16 protein-coding genes, 1 tRNA gene and 2 pseudogenes are annotated in these 16,451 nt (G+C 58.3%); 13 read left to right on the top strand and 6 right to left on the bottom strand.

Features of this window, described 5'->3' with window-relative positions; all coding sequences use genetic code 11:
* Positions 1-106 precede the first annotated feature (106 nt).
* The 12 genes and pseudogenes from thrS (at position 107) to H9K75_RS04600 (ending at position 10,858) form a co-directional block, all read left to right on the top strand.
* A complete protein-coding gene (thrS, locus tag H9K75_RS04655; RefSeq protein ID WP_187724941.1) occupies positions 107-2,026 on the top strand; it encodes a threonine--tRNA ligase in 1,920 nt (639 codons plus the stop codon).
* A 73-nt stretch (positions 2,027-2,099) separates the two neighbouring features.
* A complete protein-coding gene (infC, locus tag H9K75_RS04650) occupies positions 2,100-2,711 on the top strand; it encodes a translation initiation factor IF-3 (protein ID WP_187724940.1) in 612 nt (203 codons plus the stop codon).
* 192 nt (positions 2,712-2,903) lie between these two features.
* Entirely contained in the window at positions 2,904-3,107 is a 204-nt protein-coding gene (gene rpmI / locus H9K75_RS04645; RefSeq protein WP_187599272.1) for a 50S ribosomal protein L35, read from the top strand.
* A 26-nt stretch (positions 3,108-3,133) separates the two neighbouring features.
* The gene (rplT, locus tag H9K75_RS04640; RefSeq protein WP_166066674.1) at positions 3,134-3,493 is read left to right on the top strand and encodes a 50S ribosomal protein L20; all 360 of its coding nucleotides are present in this window, start codon (positions 3,134-3,136) and stop codon (positions 3,491-3,493) included.
* A 198-nt stretch (positions 3,494-3,691) separates the two neighbouring features.
* Positions 3,692-4,743: pseudogene (gene pheS, locus H9K75_RS04635) on the top strand (phenylalanine--tRNA ligase subunit alpha).
* 89 nt (positions 4,744-4,832) lie between these two features.
* Positions 4,833-7,268: a phenylalanine--tRNA ligase subunit beta gene (gene pheT, locus H9K75_RS04630; protein ID WP_187724939.1), complete on the top strand. Its 2,436-nt coding sequence runs from the start codon at positions 4,833-4,835 to the stop codon at positions 7,266-7,268.
* 5 nt (positions 7,269-7,273) lie between these two features.
* A complete protein-coding gene (locus H9K75_RS04625) occupies positions 7,274-7,630 on the top strand; it encodes an integration host factor subunit alpha (protein WP_187725902.1) in 357 nt (118 codons plus the stop codon).
* Between the two features lie 98 nt (positions 7,631-7,728).
* Positions 7,729-8,253 carry a MerR family transcriptional regulator gene (locus tag H9K75_RS25415; RefSeq protein ID WP_187724938.1) on the top strand — a complete coding sequence of 175 codons (525 nt, stop codon included), beginning with the start codon at positions 7,729-7,731 and terminating at the stop codon, positions 8,251-8,253.
* A 27-nt stretch (positions 8,254-8,280) separates the two neighbouring features.
* Positions 8,281-8,357, top strand: a tRNA-Pro gene (locus H9K75_RS04615).
* A 301-nt stretch (positions 8,358-8,658) separates the two neighbouring features.
* A complete protein-coding gene (locus tag H9K75_RS04610; protein WP_187724937.1) occupies positions 8,659-9,786 on the top strand; it encodes a hypothetical protein in 1,128 nt (375 codons plus the stop codon).
* Between the two features lie 98 nt (positions 9,787-9,884).
* A complete protein-coding gene (locus H9K75_RS04605; RefSeq protein ID WP_226858529.1) occupies positions 9,885-10,172 on the top strand; it encodes a hypothetical protein in 288 nt (95 codons plus the stop codon).
* A 56-nt stretch (positions 10,173-10,228) separates the two neighbouring features.
* Positions 10,229-10,858 carry a hypothetical protein gene (locus H9K75_RS04600; RefSeq protein ID WP_187724935.1) on the top strand — a complete coding sequence of 210 codons (630 nt, stop codon included), beginning with the start codon at positions 10,229-10,231 and terminating at the stop codon, positions 10,856-10,858.
* A gap of 188 nt (positions 10,859-11,046) precedes the next feature.
* Here H9K75_RS04600 and H9K75_RS04595 read toward each other — a convergent pair.
* Positions 11,047-11,472, bottom strand: a pseudogene (locus tag H9K75_RS04595) (integrase core domain-containing protein); the annotation flags it as partial.
* The gene (locus H9K75_RS04590; protein ID WP_187724933.1) at positions 11,444-12,382 is read right to left on the bottom strand and encodes a LysR family transcriptional regulator; all 939 of its coding nucleotides are present in this window, start codon (positions 12,380-12,382) and stop codon (positions 11,444-11,446) included. The gene H9K75_RS04590 and the pseudogene H9K75_RS04595, both read right to left, overlap by 29 nt.
* An 80-nt stretch (positions 12,383-12,462) precedes the next feature.
* Between H9K75_RS04590 and H9K75_RS04585 the strand changes: the two genes are divergently transcribed.
* Positions 12,463-13,728 (top strand): serine hydrolase domain-containing protein, encoded by a 1,266-nt coding sequence (locus H9K75_RS04585; protein WP_187724932.1) that lies wholly within the window; start codon positions 12,463-12,465, stop codon positions 13,726-13,728.
* A gap of 101 nt (positions 13,729-13,829) precedes the next feature.
* On the opposite strand, the gene H9K75_RS04580 is transcribed toward H9K75_RS04585, so the two are convergent.
* Genes H9K75_RS04580 through H9K75_RS04565 form a run of 4 tightly spaced genes read right to left on the bottom strand, consistent with a single transcriptional unit; the run spans position 13,830 to position 16,430 of the window.
* Complete coding sequence (locus tag H9K75_RS04580) at positions 13,830-14,234, bottom strand: IPTL-CTERM sorting domain-containing protein (protein ID WP_187724931.1); 405 nt, start codon at positions 14,232-14,234, stop codon at positions 13,830-13,832.
* The gene (locus H9K75_RS04575) at positions 14,177-14,923 is read right to left on the bottom strand and encodes a DUF7507 domain-containing protein (protein WP_187724930.1); all 747 of its coding nucleotides are present in this window, start codon (positions 14,921-14,923) and stop codon (positions 14,177-14,179) included. Before H9K75_RS04575 ends, H9K75_RS04580 begins: the two co-directional genes overlap by 58 nt.
* Positions 14,899-15,417 carry a hypothetical protein gene (locus H9K75_RS04570; RefSeq protein ID WP_187724929.1) on the bottom strand — a complete coding sequence of 173 codons (519 nt, stop codon included), beginning with the start codon at positions 15,415-15,417 and terminating at the stop codon, positions 14,899-14,901. Before H9K75_RS04570 ends, H9K75_RS04575 begins: the two co-directional genes overlap by 25 nt.
* A 23-nt stretch (positions 15,418-15,440) precedes the next feature.
* Positions 15,441-16,430, bottom strand: a complete 990-nt coding sequence (locus tag H9K75_RS04565) for a hypothetical protein (protein ID WP_187724928.1) — start codon at positions 16,428-16,430, stop codon at positions 15,441-15,443.
* Between the last annotated feature and the right edge of the window lie 21 nt (positions 16,431-16,451).

Here is a 16,451-nt window from a genome sequence, read left to right as displayed (position 1 = left end):
CCCTGGTGCGGGCATGTCTGTCAATTCCCTGTTTTCAAGTTTGCGCGGCCGGTCCGCGCATTTGTTTTTATAGCGCCGCGATTCAATCGCGAGAATGCAGAGCAACATGGTTCAAATCACTCTTCCAGATGGTTCGCAAAGGCAATATCCCGGTCCGGTGACCGTGGCCGAAGTGGCCCAGTCGATCGGCTCGGGTCTGGCCAAGGCCGCACTCGGCGGCAAGGTGGATGGCAAGGCGGTCGATACCAGCTTTTCCATCGACCACGACGCGGCGCTCTCGATCATCACGGCCAAGGACGCAGATGGCCTCGATTTGATCCGTCACTCGACCGCCCATTTGCTGGCCTATGCGGTCAAGGAGCTTTACCCAGACGCCCAGGTGACCATCGGCCCGGTGATCGAAAACGGCTTCTACTACGACTTCAGCTACAAGCGCCCGTTCACGCCCGAGGATCTCGCCGCCATCGAAAAGAAGATGACCGAGCTTGCCAACAAGGACGAGCCGGTGACCCGCCGCGTGCTGCCACGCGACGAAGCGGTGGCGTATTTCAAGAGTCTTGGAGAAGCCTATAAAGCCGAGATCATCGCCAGCATTCCGTCCAACGAAGACGTGAGCCTGTACCGCGAGGGCAACTTCGAGGATCTGTGCCGCGGCCCGCACGTGCCCAGCACCGGCAAGCTCAAGTTCTTCAAGCTGATGAAGGTGGCGGGCGCGTACTGGCGCGGCGACCATCGCAACGAGATGCTGCAGCGCATCTATGGCACCGCGTGGGCGACCAAGGACGAGCTCAACGGCTATCTGCACATGCTCGAAGAGGCCGAGAAGCGCGACCACCGCAAGCTCGGCCGTGAACTCGATCTGTTCCACATCGACGAGCACTCGCCGGGAACCGTGTTCTGGCACCCCAAGGGCTGGACCGTCTGGCAGGAGGTCGAGCAATACATGCGCCGTGTCTACCGTGACAACGGCTATCTCGAGGTAAAGGCGCCGCAGTTGCTCGACAAGTCGCTTTGGGAGAAGACCGGCCACTGGGACAAGTACCGCGAGAACATGTTCACGACCGAGTCGGAAAAGCGTGAATATGCCTTGAAGCCGATGAATTGCCCGGGTCACATCATCATCTTCAAGCAGGGCATCAAGAGCTACCGCGACCTGCCGCTGCGCTTTGGCGAGTTCGGCAATTGTCACCGCAATGAGCCCACCGGCAGCCTGCACGGCATCATGCGCGTGCGCGCGTTCACGCAGGATGACGGTCACATTTTCTGCATGCCCGATCAGATCCAGGGCGAAGTCAAGGCGTTCACGTCCTTGCTCCAGAAGGTCTACAAGGACTTCGGCTTCACCGACATCCTGTATCGCTTGTCGACCCGCCCGGACAAGCGCATCGGCTCCGACGAAAGCTGGGACAAGGCGGAGGCCGCACTGGCCGATGGTCTGCGCGCTTCGGGCTGTGACTTCGAATACCTGCCAGGCGAGGGCGCGTTCTACGGCCCGAAGATCGAATACACGCTCAAGGACGCGCTGGGCCGGGAATGGCAGTGCGGCACGATCCAGGTCGATCCGAACCTGCCCGAGCGCCTCGATGCCGAATTCGTCGGTGAAGATGGCGAGCGCCATCGCCCGATCATGCTGCACCGTGCCATCGTCGGCAGCCTTGAACGATTCATCGGCATTCTGATCGAGCAGCACGCTGGCGCGCTCCCCGTGTGGCTCGCGCCCGAGCAGGTCGCGGTGCTCAATATCACGGACAATCAGGCCGATTATTGTCGCGAAATCGCTGCAAAGCTTCAAAAAGCATTGCCGAATCAAGACCTTAGAGTGGTCACGGATCTGCGCAATGAAAAGATTACGTATAAAATACGCGAACATGCCATGCAGAAACTGCCCTATATCCTCGTCGCCGGCGACAAGGAGATGGCCGCAGGGACTGTTGCAGTGCGCGCCCGGGGTAACAAAGACCTCGGAGTCATGTCGGTCGATGCGTTTGTCGACCTGATCGCACAAGACATAGCTTCCAAGGTCTGATTTCCCAATCTGAAACGCTTTGGCGCGCGCGTTGTGCATTTCTGCCACGTTGTTGTGGCTGTTTTTTTAGAGGGTGAGAACCATCGCTACCGAATTTCGTGATCGTCGTCAGCGCGAGGAGCGCAAGCACCGCCTGAACCGTGAAATCACAGCACCAGAAGTGCGTCTTTCTGGTCCTGACAATGAACCCATCGGCATCGTGCCGATCCAGCAGGCGCTGGCCATGGCCGGTGATCTGGACGTGGATCTGGTGGAAATCGCCGCCACGGCCAATCCCCCGGTCTGCCGACTGATGGACTACGGCAAGTTCAAGTATCAGGAACAGAAGAAGGCTGCCGAAGCCAAGGCCAAGCAGACGGTCATCGAGATCAAGGAAGTGAAATTCCGCCCCGGTACCGATGACGGTGACTACAACATCAAGTTGCGCAACATCCGTCGATTCCTGGCCGATGGCGACAAGGTGAAGGTCACGCTGCGATTCCGTGGCCGTGAAATCACTCACCAGGACCTGGGTCTGGCGCTTCTGAACCGTTTGCGCGATGAGCTGGCCGACAGCATTCTGGTGGAGCAGTTCCCCAAGCTCGAAGGCCGTCAGATGATCATGATGATTGCTCCGGCCCGCAAGAAACCTGTGGCTGGCGCAAAGAGTGAAACGGCTGCTCCGGCAGCGGGTCAAACTGCCTGATAATCCGGGGTTTGGTCAAAAATTTGCGGAAGCGGCGGCGGGCAACCGAAGCCGGGTTCGCAACAGACGGTGCGCAAGCGCTGTCGCACGGAAGGACTCCGGTTCTTCCGTTTTAAGAAGTGTCTCGGGGCCTACAAGGTTGCGCAATGGTGCGCAAACGCCTCACGAGCACAATTCAACAGGAGCATTCACATGCCCAAAATGAAAACCAAGAGCAGCGCGAAGAAGCGTTTTCGCGTTCGTCCGGGTGGTACCGTCAAGCGCGGTCAAGCCTTCAAGCGTCACATTCTGACCAAGAAGACCACCAAGAATAAGCGCCATCTGCGTGGTGCAACTGCCGTGCACGAGACCAACATGGGCTCTATCGCACAAATGTTGCCCTCCATGGGCCTTTAATTCACTGACGAACAAGGAGAAAACACATGCCTCGCGTCAAACGTGGTGTAACGGCTCGCGCCCGCCATAAAAAAGTTCTGGCCCTCTCCAAGGGCTTCCGTGGTCGTCGCGGTAACGTCTTCCGCGTCGCCAAGCAGGCGGTGATGAAGGCCGGGCAATATGCCTACCGTGACCGTCGTACCAAGAAGCGCGTGTTCCGCCAACTGTGGATCGCCCGTATCAACGCCGCTGCACGCGAACTGGGCCTGACCTACAGCCAATTCGCCAACGGCCTGAAGAAGGCTTCCATCGAAATCGACCGCAAGATGCTGGCCGATATCGCGGTGCACGACAAGGCTGCCTTTGGCAGCATCGTGGAACAAGTCAAGGCCAAGCTGGCTGCCTGAGTTCCGCGATAGGCAGTAGGCACCCCGGTGTTTCCTGCTTGCGCACAAACAGCAAGGGCTAGGGCTTGAAAAGGCACTAGCCCTTGTTTATTTTGAAATTCGAGAAAAAGCTTTCGGTGTGCTGACCCTTGCGTGATTCGACTGACGCATCAGCCGAGTACTTACGGGTCAGGACATCAGATGGTTAAAGAAGTCGATATGAACGAGTTGGATTCTCTGGTCGAAAGCGCGCAGCAATTGTTCGCGCAGGCGCAAACCCCCAATGACCTGGAAAATGCCAAGGCGCAGTTTCTGGGCAAGTCGGGCAAGGTGACTGAGCTCATGAAGGGCATGGCGCAGCTTTCCGTCGAAGAGAAAAAGTCGCGCGGCGCGGCCATCAATCTGGCCAAGCAGGCCATCGAGGCGGCGCTCACCGCACGCCGCCAGGCGCTTGCCGATGCAGAACTCGAGGCCCATCTGAAGGCCGAGGTGCTCGACGTGACGCTGCCGGGCCGACGCCGTGGCAACGGGGGGCTGCATCCCGTGTCGATCACCATGGAGCGCATCGAGGGCATTTTCGGCTCGATGGGTTTCGAGGTGGCCGAGGGCCGGAAATCGAATCCGACTGGTTCAACTTCACCGCGCTCAACACGCCCGAAGACCATCCTGCGCGCTCCATGCACGACACCTTCTACGTCGAAGGCGGCACGGCCCACGCGCCGAATCTGCTGCGCACGCACACCAGCCCGATGCAGGTGCGCCATGCGGTTCAGCACGTCAAGAAATACCGTCACCTGATCGACGCCGGTCAGACCATGCCCGAAATCCGCGTGATCGCGCCGGGCCGCACCTATCGCGTCGATTCGGATGCCACGCACTCGCCGATGTTCCACCAGTGCGAAGGCCTGTGGATCGGCGAGAACGTGAGCTTCAAGGATCTGAAAGTGGTGTTCACCGATTTCTGCAAGACCTTCTTCGAGCAGGACGATCTGGTGCTGCGCTTTCGTCCGAGCTTTTTCCCATTCACCGAGCCGAGTGCCGAGATCGACATCCAGTTCCAGAGCGGCCCGCTCGCCGGTCGCTGGCTCGAAGTGTCCGGTGCGGGGCAGGTGCACCCGAACGTGGTGCGCAACATGGGTCTCGATCCCGAGAGGTTCATCGGCTTTGCCTTTGGCATGGGCCCGGATCGTCTGACGATGCTGCGTTATGGAGTGAACGATCTGCGGCTGTTCTTCGACGGCGACATCCGTTTCCTGTCGCAGTTCCAGTGACCCGTTGATCGATATTGCAAGGCCTGCCCAAACCAACAAACACAACGGGCAACAGGTCTTGTCCACGCCAAAGAGATTGAGATAAAGCCATGCAATTCCCAGAATCCTGGTTGCGCGAATTCTGCAACCCACCCCTGACCACCCAGCAGCTTGCCGATACGCTGACCATGGCCGGTCTCGAAGTCGAAGAACTCGAGCCCGTTGCGCCCGCGTTCTCGGACATCGTCGTCGGTGAGATCAAGGAAGCCGTGCAGCATCCCGATGCGGATCGCCTGCGCGTTTGCAAGGTGGACGTGGGCGGCCCCGAGTTGCTCAACATCGTCTGCGGCGCGCCGAATGCACGCGTCGGCATCAAGGTGCCGTGCGCGATGGTCGGCGCGGAACTGCCGCCGGGCGAAGACGGAAAGCCCTTCAAGATCAAGATCGGCAAGCTGCGCGGCGTGGAAAGCTACGGCATGCTGTGCTCGGCCAAGGAGCTCAAGCTTGCCGACGACCACGGCGGTCTGCTGGAGTTGCCGGCCGATGCGCCGCTGGGCCAGAACATCCGCGAGTACCTGAATCTCGACGACACGCTGTTCACGCTCAAGCTCACGCCCAACCTGGCGCACAACCTCTCGGTCTACGGTATCGCGCGTGAAGTCTCGGCGCTGACGGGCGCTGCGCTGAGGCCGCTGAGTTTCCCCGTGGCGGCAGTCGGCACACAGGACAAACTGCCCGTGAAGATCGAGGCCACCGACCTGTGCGGCCGCTTCTCGGGGCGCATCATCCGCAACGTGAACACCAAGGCCCGCACGCCACAATGGATGGTTGATCGCCTGGCGCGTTGTGGCCAGCGCAGTGTCGCGCCGCTCGTCGACATCTCGAACTATGTGATGTTCGAACTGGGCCGACCCTCTCACATCTTCGACCTCGACAAGATCCACGGCGGCCTGCACGTGCGCTGGGGCAAGGTGGGCGAGCAGCTCAAGCTGTTGAACGGCAACACCATCACCATCGATGATTTCCTGAAGGTCGGTGTGATCGCCGACGACAAGGAAATCGAATCGCTCGCGGGCATCATGGGCGGTGACGCCACGGCGGTTTCCGACGACACGCGCAACATCTACGTCGAAGCGGCGTTCTGGTGGCCCAAGGCCGTCGCGGGTCGCTCGCGCCACTTCAACTTCTCAACCGATGCTGGCCATCGCTTCGAGCGCGGCGTCGATCCGCAGCACACCGTCGAGCACATCGAGCGCATCACGCAACTGGTGCTGGAAATCTGCGGTACGCCGGAAACGGTCTGCGGCGCGATGGATGACCAGAAGCCCAATATGCCCGACGCCAGGCAGGTCACGCTGCGCGTTGCGCGCGCCGCCAAGGTCATCGGCATGCCGCTGACGCAGCAGCAGTGCTACGACGCGCTCACGGGCCTCGGCTTGCCCACGGAGCAGGGCGACGGCGTGCTCACCGTCACGGCACCTTCGTTCCGCTTCGACATCAACCTCGAAGAAGACCTGATCGAAGAGGTTGCACGCATGATCGGCTACGAAAATCTGCCGACCAGCAAGCCGCTCGCGCCCATCAGTCCCAAGCTGCGCGCCGAGAATCGCCGCGGCCAGTACGAGGTGCGCCATCTGCTGGCAGGCCTCGGCTATCAGGAAACCATCAATTTCAGCTTCGTCGAGGAAAAGTGGGAGCAGGAGCTGGCGGGCAACCCCAATCCGATCAAGCTGCTGAACCCGATTGCCAGCCACCTGAGCGTGATGCGCTCGTCGCTGATCGGCTCGCTGTTGCAGGTGCTCAAGTTCAACGTGGACCGCAAGGCTTCGCGCGTGCGGGTGTTCGAAATCGGCCGCGTGTTCCTGCGTGACGAGTCCGTCGAAGAAAGCGACACGACGGTCAAGGGCTTCTCCCAGCCCATGCGCGTGGCGGGCCTCGCATACGGCCCGGCCAACACATTGCAATGGAGCGCAAGCGAAAACGGCAAGATTGATTTCTTCGACGTGAAGGGCGACGTGCAGGCACTCCTCGCGCCGCTCGATGCGACCTTCGAGCCAGCCGAACATCCGGCCATGCACCCGGGCCGCTGCGCACGCGTGCTGCAAGGCGGCCGCGCCATCGGCTTTGTCGGGGAGCTGCATCCCAGGTGGCGCCAGAGCTGGGATCTGGCGCAGGCACCGGTGCTGTTCGAACTTGAACTCGATGCAGTTCTTGCGCGCAAGGTACCGGTTTTCCAATCGGTTGCCAAGCACCAGGCCGTGGAGCGTGACATCGCCGTCGTCGTCGCAGAAAATGTGACCCACGCCGCCGTCATGGACGCCATACACAGTGGCGCGCCCCAGGGCATGTTGCGTTCCGCCGTGCTGTTCGACGTGTTCCGCCCCAAGGCAGGCTCGTCCGGTGGCTTGGCAGACGGCGAGAAGAGTCTGGCGATCCGCCTCGCCCTGGGTTCCGACACCGCAGCCCTTGCCGATGCCGACATTGAATCCGCCGTGCAAGGTATTCTTCAATCGTTGACTGACAAGACCGGAGCAAGGCTGCGATGACGATGATGACGCTCAATGAGGACAACGGGATCGGGGAATTCACCGTCGAAAGTCTGGAATCGCCCGCGCTCACCAAAGCGCAACTCGCCGACCTGCTGTTCGAGCAGATCGGCCTGAACAAGCGCGAGTCCAAGGACATGATCGACTCGTTCTTCGATCTGATCGTGCGCAGTCTGGTCAACGGAGAAGATGTGAAGCTCTCGAGCTTCGGCAATTTCCAGATCCGTACCAAGGCACCGCGCCCCGGGCGCAACCCGCGTACCGGAGAATCGATTCCCATCGAGGCGCGACGGGTCGTCACTTTCCATGCAAGCTCCAAGCTCAAGGAGCAAATTCAGGGCGAAGTCAAAGAAGTCGAATAAAGCCTGACCGGGACGGTGCGAAAGCCGCCCTGAAATGGCAAGGGATGTTTTGACTGGAGTAGCCTTGAGGGCTTTTCCAAAGATTTCATGAAAATTCCATGAACACAGTGCTGCCACCCATTCCGGCCAAACGCTACTTCACCATCGGTGAGGTGGCCGAGCTGTGCGGAGTCAAGCCGCACGTGCTGCGTTACTGGGAACAGGAATTCACGCAATTGCGCCCCATGAAGCGCCGTGGAAACCGTCGCTACTACCAGCACCACGAAGTGCTCATGGTGCGCCGCATCCGCGATCTGCTGTATGACCAGGGCTTCACCATCAGCGGCGCGCGCAATCGCCTCCAGGAATTGGCCCACGCAGGCAGGGCCGGTGCCGAACAGTTGGAAGCAGCAGACGCAGCCGCGCTTGAGGAACTGCTCGAAGCAGGCTCCGTCGGCGACGCGCTGGAATCGCCCGCACGCAATGCAGACGTAGCGGCTGCCACCAGCCACGGCACCAATAACGACAACAACAATGGCGCGGCCACGCCAGAAGCCGATACCCCTCGCCAGCTCGCGCCACTCAGCCTCCCGGCCATCAGAAAAGAACTTCAGGAAATTCGAGCCCTTTTGTCGTGGGTGTGAAATTTCACGATATAATTGAGGACTTGTCGGCGTGTAGCGCAGCCTGGTAGCGCACTTGCATGGGGTGCAAGGGGTCGCGAGTTCGAATCCCGCCACGCCGACCATTTATATCAAGGACTTAGCTTCGCAAGGGCTAGGTCCTTTTTTTGCCCTATTTGTCTCACCCCCAAGTTTGTAAAAGCTGTCATGTGAGGGCGCCTGTGCAGGCAATTTAGGGATGCTTTGGCTCGCTTGATGCTTGCCCCCAATGTTGCGAAATTGGTTTTAAAACAAGGGTCATATCCCGCATTGAAGAAGTTCCACATCTGGAAGTCTCGGCCAGTTAAGATATCTTCCATCAGTCATATGTAAGTAACGGAGGTTGGGATGGGTACTGCGCGAGGCCATAGTGGAGAGGCGACCGCCGTGCGTGAGCAGGTTGTAGGGCTTTTGGAGCTTCTCGCGACGCGGATGCAATGGTCTGCTGCAAGGCCCATTATTTCTAGCACCGGCCTTCACGTCAGTAGAGGGTGGGCCGAAACTATTGAAGCTGCGAGCCATGATTTTTACAGTGACGCCATTTGGACTGCAGCGTACAAAAGACTTGCGAAGCTCGCTAGAGTTCACACGTACGTGGGAAACAAGAGGGTTACCTTCTTTGATCTCCGGGCGCTGGGTGACGATAGTCGCGCCAAAATTTTGAAGTGGGCAAAAGAAAATGCAGCTAGCAACTTGGCAGGCCTTGTACGTAAGCGTCCGTTCGCGATTCTTGAAGCGCCAACGATCCGGGAAGCGTTGGAACCACATAAGATGCCTCCTCCAAAGTTGATTGCTGCCGACTACGTAGACGGGAAGCTTTACCTGCAGTTCTTCAGCACTCGGTCTTATGTGTTCCGCGAACCATTAAATATTTCCTTGATGAGTGCTGCTCAGCAGAGGGCATTCTCGATATACGAGGAGTTGATTGGGGTGCGCACGAAGTCAATCCCATGCTTCGATACAGCGGTGATTGACACCGATGCCGAGCTAGTCGAAATCCGTGTAGATTTCCTTCCAGGGGTTACTGAAGATAAGGAAGTCTCACCTTTGTCCCGCGTGATTGGCGAACTGAACCGAATCGGAACCAAGTACAACAACCAAGCAATAGTCGGTGTGGGGTTGGTGAATCTTCGTCCCGTTATAAATCCGATGTATCTGGACGAAATGTGTGGTCGCGTGACTGCGCTAGGGTTTGTGGCCACAGGTAAGGAATCATCCTCAAACAATCGTGGTCAGTTGCATCGCTCTAAGACGAGGGACTTACGCAAAGACGAATTCCATGCTGGAGGAAAGCGCCATGTTGCGAAGATTGACCCCTATGCCATCGGAGTTACATGGTCGCAGAAAGCGCCAATGAGCGATTTGAGCCTAGAAATTCGGGGCAATGCTCGCTCCCTGTACAACCGAGCTCATGGTCAAGTCAACGATGTTGAGATTGTTGGATGTCTAGATTTGGACGACTACAAGTTCGTTCATGACCAAGTCCTCAGTCGTCTCAAACGTACGCGAAAGTGAACATAGACGCGGTAATTCAGGAAGACTGGGCTTCCGCGCCCAGTGTAAAGCAGGCGTGCTTGCACGTTTGGCACGCCCTATCATCCCGCGAGCATCAATTGGATCATTACACGTTTGACCACCTTCTTCATTTGGCCCAAGCAGGCGATGAGGCGGTGGTCGCACGTGCTCTTTCGTACCTTGCCACTCCTAGGGTGAAGGTTCTCAAGACATGCTTAATGTACGAGTTCGACGGCGGGTTTTACGAATTGCCTGAGGAAGAAGTTAGGCATTACTCACGGGGTGAAGCCGTAATACATCCCGAATTTGGTGAACCCATCTCTGAGTCGCAGATCATGATCTGCTTTACCCCGGGAGCCACGCTGAAAGATATGGGTGTGGCGTGACCATGATATCGCTCGAGGATTACTATCGTTACAGTTCTAAGCCAACTGTCCAGGCCATGATTCGACGTGAGATGCTCGCAGATGGCGGAAATTACGAGGAATTCATTGAACAACTTTACGCCGACATTGACGAGTCTATCTACGAGTTGCAAGCTAGCCGCGAACTTCGCCAGAACGACACCGAAGATCGTATCAGTCTCGATATCTTGGTTGGACTCAAACGTAGTGGCTACAACGCGACGCATGACAGCAAGACTGGTGGTCACGTCGATTTGGCGGTTCGTATTGGCTCTCACTCGTGGATCGGCGAGGCGAAGAAAGATGGCAACTTCAAGGAGGGTTTCTTGCAGCTCACGTCACGGTACGTCCAAGCCTCGGGCAACTATAGCCACGATCAAGGCGGATTGCTCTTCTATATGGTGAAGAGAGCCGATGCCTTGGGCGTGCTCAATATTTGGCGCAGGCAATTGATGAATGATGGACACTCATGCATCGACTGCAATACAAATAAGCTGGCGTTCTACTCAAAGCATAAGCTCGAAGGCTCTGGCACGGACTTCAAAATTCGATCAATGGTCATTTCCCTCTACCACCAGCCCCTGGATAAATCTGCGCGAGACTCCGCTAAGAGGAGGGCGGCAAAGAAGGCGCCCATGAAAAATTCTGCCCAAAAGAAGTCGACATAATTTAGGCGCTCCTGCAATTGGTGCATCGAATCATTCAGTTGGCTTTGGAGAAACTGCCGATGGACACGCCTGCCACTGGGGACGCTTAAGCCGTGGCGGTGTTGACAACCTGAATCGCCCCGGGTTTGAACTGACCCCCAGAAGTTGGACGGCAATCCTTCCATAAGCCACCCCTCTGAAAAGTAGAGCTATGCGGCCATGGCCAGCCGCTGTTTGGGTGTGATGCCGCCCAATGCCATGTTTGGGCATTCATGGTTGTAGCGCCACATCCATTGCGTGGCGTACTCCCGAACCTCGTGGAGGTCAGACCCATAGTACTGTGACAGCCATTCGTAGCGGACCGTTCTGTTGAAGCGCCCCACATAGGCATTCTGCTGGGGCTTGCCAGGCTGGATGTGTTCGATGCGAATTCCTTGCCCGCTGGCCCAGTGCAGCAGCGTAGCGCTGACGTACTCTGGCCCGTTGTCACAACGTATCGCTTGCGGCTTTCCACGCCAGGCCATGATCTGTCCCAAGACTCGAATCACGCGATGCGATGGCAGTGAGAAGTCTAGGTCAATGCCCAGAGCCTCACGGTTGAAGTCATCAATCACGTTGAGCAGCTGATGTTTCCTGCAGCGGCTCGCGCAAAAAATCGATCAACGCGCGCAGCTTGGGTGGCATGAGTTGGCGCGCCGCGAAGTAGAGGTGGAATGTCGTGGGCATCGGGGCATGGTCTTGCAGCACGGGCACCAGTTCGCCACGTTCGAGTTCGCTGCGAATGCTGCGCAGAAAAAGTTGCGCCAAGCCGTAGCCTTTGCAGGTGGCGCGAATGATGTAGTGGTTGTCGGAGAAGATGAGCCGGCCATGGACGTCTACTTCGGTGTCCTGCCCGTCGATCTGGAAATGCCAGCTCTCCAGGCGCTTGCTGCCAGCAAAGCGGTAGCGGATGCAATCGTGGTGGGCGAGATCCAGCGGAGATTTTGGCGTGCCCATGCGTTCGAGATACGCGGAGCTGGCGACAACGCCCACGGGTTGGCCGTTGTCCAGCGGCACCGAGACCACGTCATTCGCGAGATAGGGTCCGAGGCGAATGCCGGCATCGAAGCCTTCTCGCACGATGTCGGCAAAGGTGTCGTCGGTGAATAGCTCCAGCTTCAGATCGGGATAGCGTGCGAGAAATTCATCGATGCGAGGCTCGATCAACAGCCCAGCAGCGAGGCGTGAAGTGTTGATGCGCAGCAGCCCACTCGGCCCATGTTGTCGTGCGCGTACGCGTTGAAGGGCAAGGTCGAGCATTTCGAGTGCAGGTGTCACTTCGGTCAAAAGCTGTTGCCCTGCCTCGGTCAACGCGACCTGGCGGCTTGTGCGGTTGAAAAGACGCGTGCCCACCTGTGCCTCCAGCCGACGTATCTGTTGAGACACTGCGGACGCGCTGATGCCAAGGTGGTCACCCGCACGCGTAAAAGTGCCGAGTCGGGCCAGCAGCACAAAGGTGTTGTAGGCAGGCGTTGGCGTTCGCTCTATTGTGAAGTTTTTCTTCATGATTTGTTAAGTCTCGCATGCTTGTGCCTTCACGTGAAGCGTCTCAGACTGGCACCGTCATTCACAGAAATTTTTTGCGCATGTCTTTTTTCAATTCTTTCCGGGTACTTTCATTGGCGGTCGGCGTGACGCTGCTGGCTGCGGTCTCGTTGCCCGCTGCAGAAGGGCGCACGGCGTCGGCTTCCTCGGTGCAAACCAACGCGAAGCTCGCCCGGCATCTCACGCCTGTGCTACAGGCGGCGGTGAACGAGCGGCGCATCGTGGGGGGCGTCGCAGTGGTGGCGGTGGATGGGAAAATTCTTTATCGGCAGGCAGTAGGGCTGGCGGATCGGGAGTCCGGCAGGCTGATGCGACCCGAGACCGATTTCCGGTTGGCGTCGATGACCAAGCCGCTCGTCACGGTGGTGGCGATGCGCCTGATCGAGTCCGGGCAGTTGGGCCTCGATGATGCGGTGACGCGCTATCTGCCCGATTTTCGGCCGCGTCTGGTCGATGGCACTGAACCCGTGATCCGGGTCCGGCATCTGATGACGCATACGTCGGGGCTGGGTTACCGCTTCCTGGAGGCTGAAGACGGTGCTTACGCGCGGCTGAAAGTGTCCGATGGACTCGACGATGCGGCGATTCGGCTCGACGAGAATCTGCGCAGACTGGGTCAGGCACCGCTGTATTTTGAGCCCGGCAAGGGCTGGCGGTATTCGCTGGGCATCGACGTGCTTGGCGCGGTGATCGAGAAGGTCACGGGCGGTAGCTTGTCCGAGGCGGTGGCTCAATACGTGACGCGACCGTTGTCCTTGACGCATACACGCTTTGTCGCGCGCGCAGGTGAGGCTCTCGCGACGCCGTATGCCGATGGCAAGCCGGCTCCCATCCGCATGACGCGCAACATGGCCGTGCCTTTGCCCGGAGATTCGGTGGGTGCCCTGCGCTTCGATCCAGGCCGTGCATTCAATGCGCAGGCGTTTGCATCCGGCGGGGCGGGGGCGCTCGGAAATGCGGATGATTTCATGGTGTTCCTGGAGACCATACGGACAGGAGGCGCGCCGCTGCTCAACGCGCAGAGCAGTGCGTTGATGATGAAGGACCAGGTCGGCGAGCAGGCTCAGACGCAAGGTCCGGGCTGGGGATTCGGTTATGGCTGGGCAGTGCTTGTCAATCCCGCGCTTGCACGCTCGCCTCAAAGCAAGGGAACACTCCAATGGGGCGGGGCCTATGGCCACAACTGGTTTGTAGATCCCGAGCGCAAACTGACCGTCGTGCTGTTGACCAATACCGCGTTTGAGGGGATGTCCGGTGCGCTGGTGACGCAGGTGCGGGACGCCGTGTATGCGGGACTTGCGCCTTGATCCTGATTGCCTGAAGCCAGGTGTGATCGTGCCGAGTTGACAGACATGCCTGCATCGGGCGGTGAAGAATTGAAAAAGCCGCCTTGCGGCGGCCTGAGATTTCAGAATTTGCGTCTACGGATTCGCGTCAGTCCGAGCATTGCCATCAGAGACGACAAGATGATCACGCCCCACTCGCCCAACGTGGGAACATTCTGGGCAATCACCGAAGGCGCCGTCGTTGTTTGAATACTGGCCGTATCGGAGACGCTGCCGACGGCCACGCCTGCCACTGGCGGCGCCTGGGCCGTGGCGGTGTTGAGAACCTGCCCGGCGGTGACATCGGCGGCTTTGATTGAATAGGTTGCGGTGGCTGTTGCAACCCCGCCTTTGGGTAGCGATCCGGGGGCTGCTGGATCAGGCCATGCAATGTTCAGCGCAGACAACCCACTCATCGGATCAGTGACGCTCACACCGGCCAATGGTGTGTCACCGAGGTTGCTGACGGTGATGGTGTAGGTGACCACATCACCTGCATCACCCGCAATCCCGAACTATTGGAATCTGCGACGGCCGCTTTTTTTGTGATGGCAAGCCTGGGGTGGGGTGCCGCCGTCGGAATGCTCACGAGTTGCGATTGGGCGGTGGGGGACACTCCGGCAAGCGGTGTGGCACTTGCGCTCGCTTGATTGTCGACTCTCGTGGAAACCAGGTCAGCCACCTGAATCGTGTACGTAGCCGTGGCGGTGACTGTTTCGCTGACTTCGAGTACGCCGGGTTGACCGGGCCAATTGGTGAATGAGGGCGTTGTAAGGCCAGGCAACGGATCATTTATCTGAATGCCCGTCAGGCGCGTGTCGCCGGTGTTGGCGATCACGAATTGGTAGGTGATCAAGTCGCCCGCATCTCCGAGCAGTCCCGAGCCGTTTGAATCAGCAACCGCGCCTGTCTTGGTGATGGATAGCGAAGGATGCGAAGCCTTCACTGGCGTATGGGTAGCATCCGGCTGTGAAGTGACCGACTTGCCTCCAATCTCGGCCGATGCGGTCGCCGTATTGATGACCTCGCCCGAGGGACTTGCCACATCGGCTGCGGTGATCTTGTACACGGACGTCGCTGTCGCAACGCCATTGACCGGCAGCGTGGCTGGTGCCGTGCCTGCGCCCCAGACGATCGATGCGTTGGCCGCGCTCAACAACGCATCATTGATTTGCACGTTGGCCAAATCCGCCCGCCCGTGTTGGTGACAGTGAATGTATAAGTGATTTCGTCACCGACGTCTCCCACCACGCCTGAACCATTCGTATCAGAGGGAGCCGAAGCCAGCTTTTGAATAGACAGCGCAGCGAGCGTGTTACTCATCGTGCATTCCGCTTGCGTTCCTGGTGCTGCATTGAGCGTGACCGTTTGGCCATTGACCAGTGCGTTGGTACAGCTCAACTGAGTGTCATACACAGCAGGGCTAGTGGAAGCATTGGCGATGGACTCCGTCACGGTGAAGCTGGTGCCATGTGATACCACCGTGGCCATACCGGATTGCGACTGACCCGTGGTTCCGTTGGCAAGCGATGTTGCTGTGGAAATCAGTGGAACGGGTGCCGTGCCTGGCTGCAGCGCCGTTGCGGTCACCGTGGCCGTATCCCCTTCCTGCCCTCCATTCCATTGTTTGCTCAGTTTGAATGTGGACTGTGTTACGTTGGTGTTCACCATCGTGCAGACGATTGGTGCGGTGTTCACACTGACATTGCCCACTTCGACGTCGAAAATACCTGTCCCGATATTGGTGACGGTGGTGTCCCCGGTACAACTGAAAGTTTGGCTGTAAGCCGTGCTTCCCGTGTTGGAAAGCGTTTCGCTGATGCGTATTTTGTCGCCTGCGAAGACGGTAAGGGGCTGCTGTCCGAGACAAGCTGCACTGCCGAGCCATCCGACGTGGCGACCAGCGTATCAACCTGGGTTGCCCCGCTGTCGCGAGTTGCCGACAAGGTAGCCACATGTCCGCCAGGCGCGCCGTTCCATTGTTTGGCCATCGCCAATGTCGTTGATGGGCAGCTGAAGTCCTTGAACGCCATGTAGGCGTTGTCGAAATTCAGATAGTCCGTGATGTAAGCCTGGTACGTAATCTGGTGACCTGGCGTCACTGCGACTGAACCGCCGAACTGCTTCCAAGTCTGGTCGATGGGATTTACGATTGCTCCACTTGCATCGGTTGACGTCAGGTTCGTAATGTTCACGATCGCCAGTTCGGTTGGCGAGCCTGAACCATCTAAAACGGACTGATCCAGAATACGGATGTAACCGGATCCTGAAGCGAATGCATAGTCTCTGACGGAAAAATAACCGTTGAAATCCACGGTGCGAGGGTTGGTGTCGATGGCGCCGCAGGTAGGCACCGTAATGGTCTGAGAGATGGTGTTATTGCCACCATTGATATCGAGATAGTATTGCAAGGTGCCCGACGCATGCCCCTCTGCATCCAGATTCGGGCCGCCATTGCCGTAGCTGGCGTCTCCATTCACGGTCACGACGTTGGCTTGCGCGCCTGGTCCTAAAACCCACGGCGTGATTGACCATGGAATGTGATTGCCTGTGGGCAAGCCAGGCGGATTGTTTTCGAATCCGTTGTTGACGATCAGATTGGCAGACGAGCCCAGCGTGGGCGATGCAATCATCGCTGTGACCAGTAGAGCTTGGCACGATGCCGAGAAAAACTTGGAAGTCATGTTTCAAGGTGCAGTCAATAG

Source organism: Diaphorobacter aerolatus, assembly GCF_014489535.1.
Lineage (GTDB): Bacteria > Pseudomonadota > Gammaproteobacteria > Burkholderiales > Burkholderiaceae_C > Diaphorobacter_A > Diaphorobacter_A aerolatus.
This window is presented reverse-complemented; position numbering and strand designations above follow the sequence as displayed.

Coding starts and splice junctions, on each gene's coding strand:
- H9K75_RS04585 (WP_187724932.1), top strand. CDS start 12,463: ATGTCTTTTTTCAATTCTTTCCGGGTACTTTCATTGGCGGTCGGCGTG.
- pheT (WP_187724939.1), top strand. CDS start 4,833: ATGCAATTCCCAGAATCCTGGTTGCGCGAATTCTGCAACCCACCCCTG.
- rplT (WP_166066674.1), top strand. CDS start 3,134: ATGCCTCGCGTCAAACGTGGTGTAACGGCTCGCGCCCGCCATAAAAAA.
- H9K75_RS04600 (WP_187724935.1), top strand. CDS start 10,229: ATGATTCGACGTGAGATGCTCGCAGATGGCGGAAATTACGAGGAATTC.
- H9K75_RS25415 (WP_187724938.1), top strand. CDS start 7,729: ATGAACACAGTGCTGCCACCCATTCCGGCCAAACGCTACTTCACCATC.
- thrS (WP_187724941.1), top strand. CDS start 107: ATGGTTCAAATCACTCTTCCAGATGGTTCGCAAAGGCAATATCCCGGT.
- H9K75_RS04565 (WP_187724928.1), bottom strand. CDS start 16,430: ATGACTTCCAAGTTTTTCTCGGCATCGTGCCAAGCTCTACTGGTCACA.
- H9K75_RS04625 (WP_187725902.1), top strand. CDS start 7,274: ATGACGCTCAATGAGGACAACGGGATCGGGGAATTCACCGTCGAAAGT.
- H9K75_RS04590 (WP_187724933.1), bottom strand. CDS start 12,382: ATGAAGAAAAACTTCACAATAGAGCGAACGCCAACGCCTGCCTACAAC.
- rpmI (WP_187599272.1), top strand. CDS start 2,904: ATGCCCAAAATGAAAACCAAGAGCAGCGCGAAGAAGCGTTTTCGCGTT.
- H9K75_RS04570 (WP_187724929.1), bottom strand. CDS start 15,417: ATGGTGAACACCAACGTAACACAGTCCACATTCAAACTGAGCAAACAA.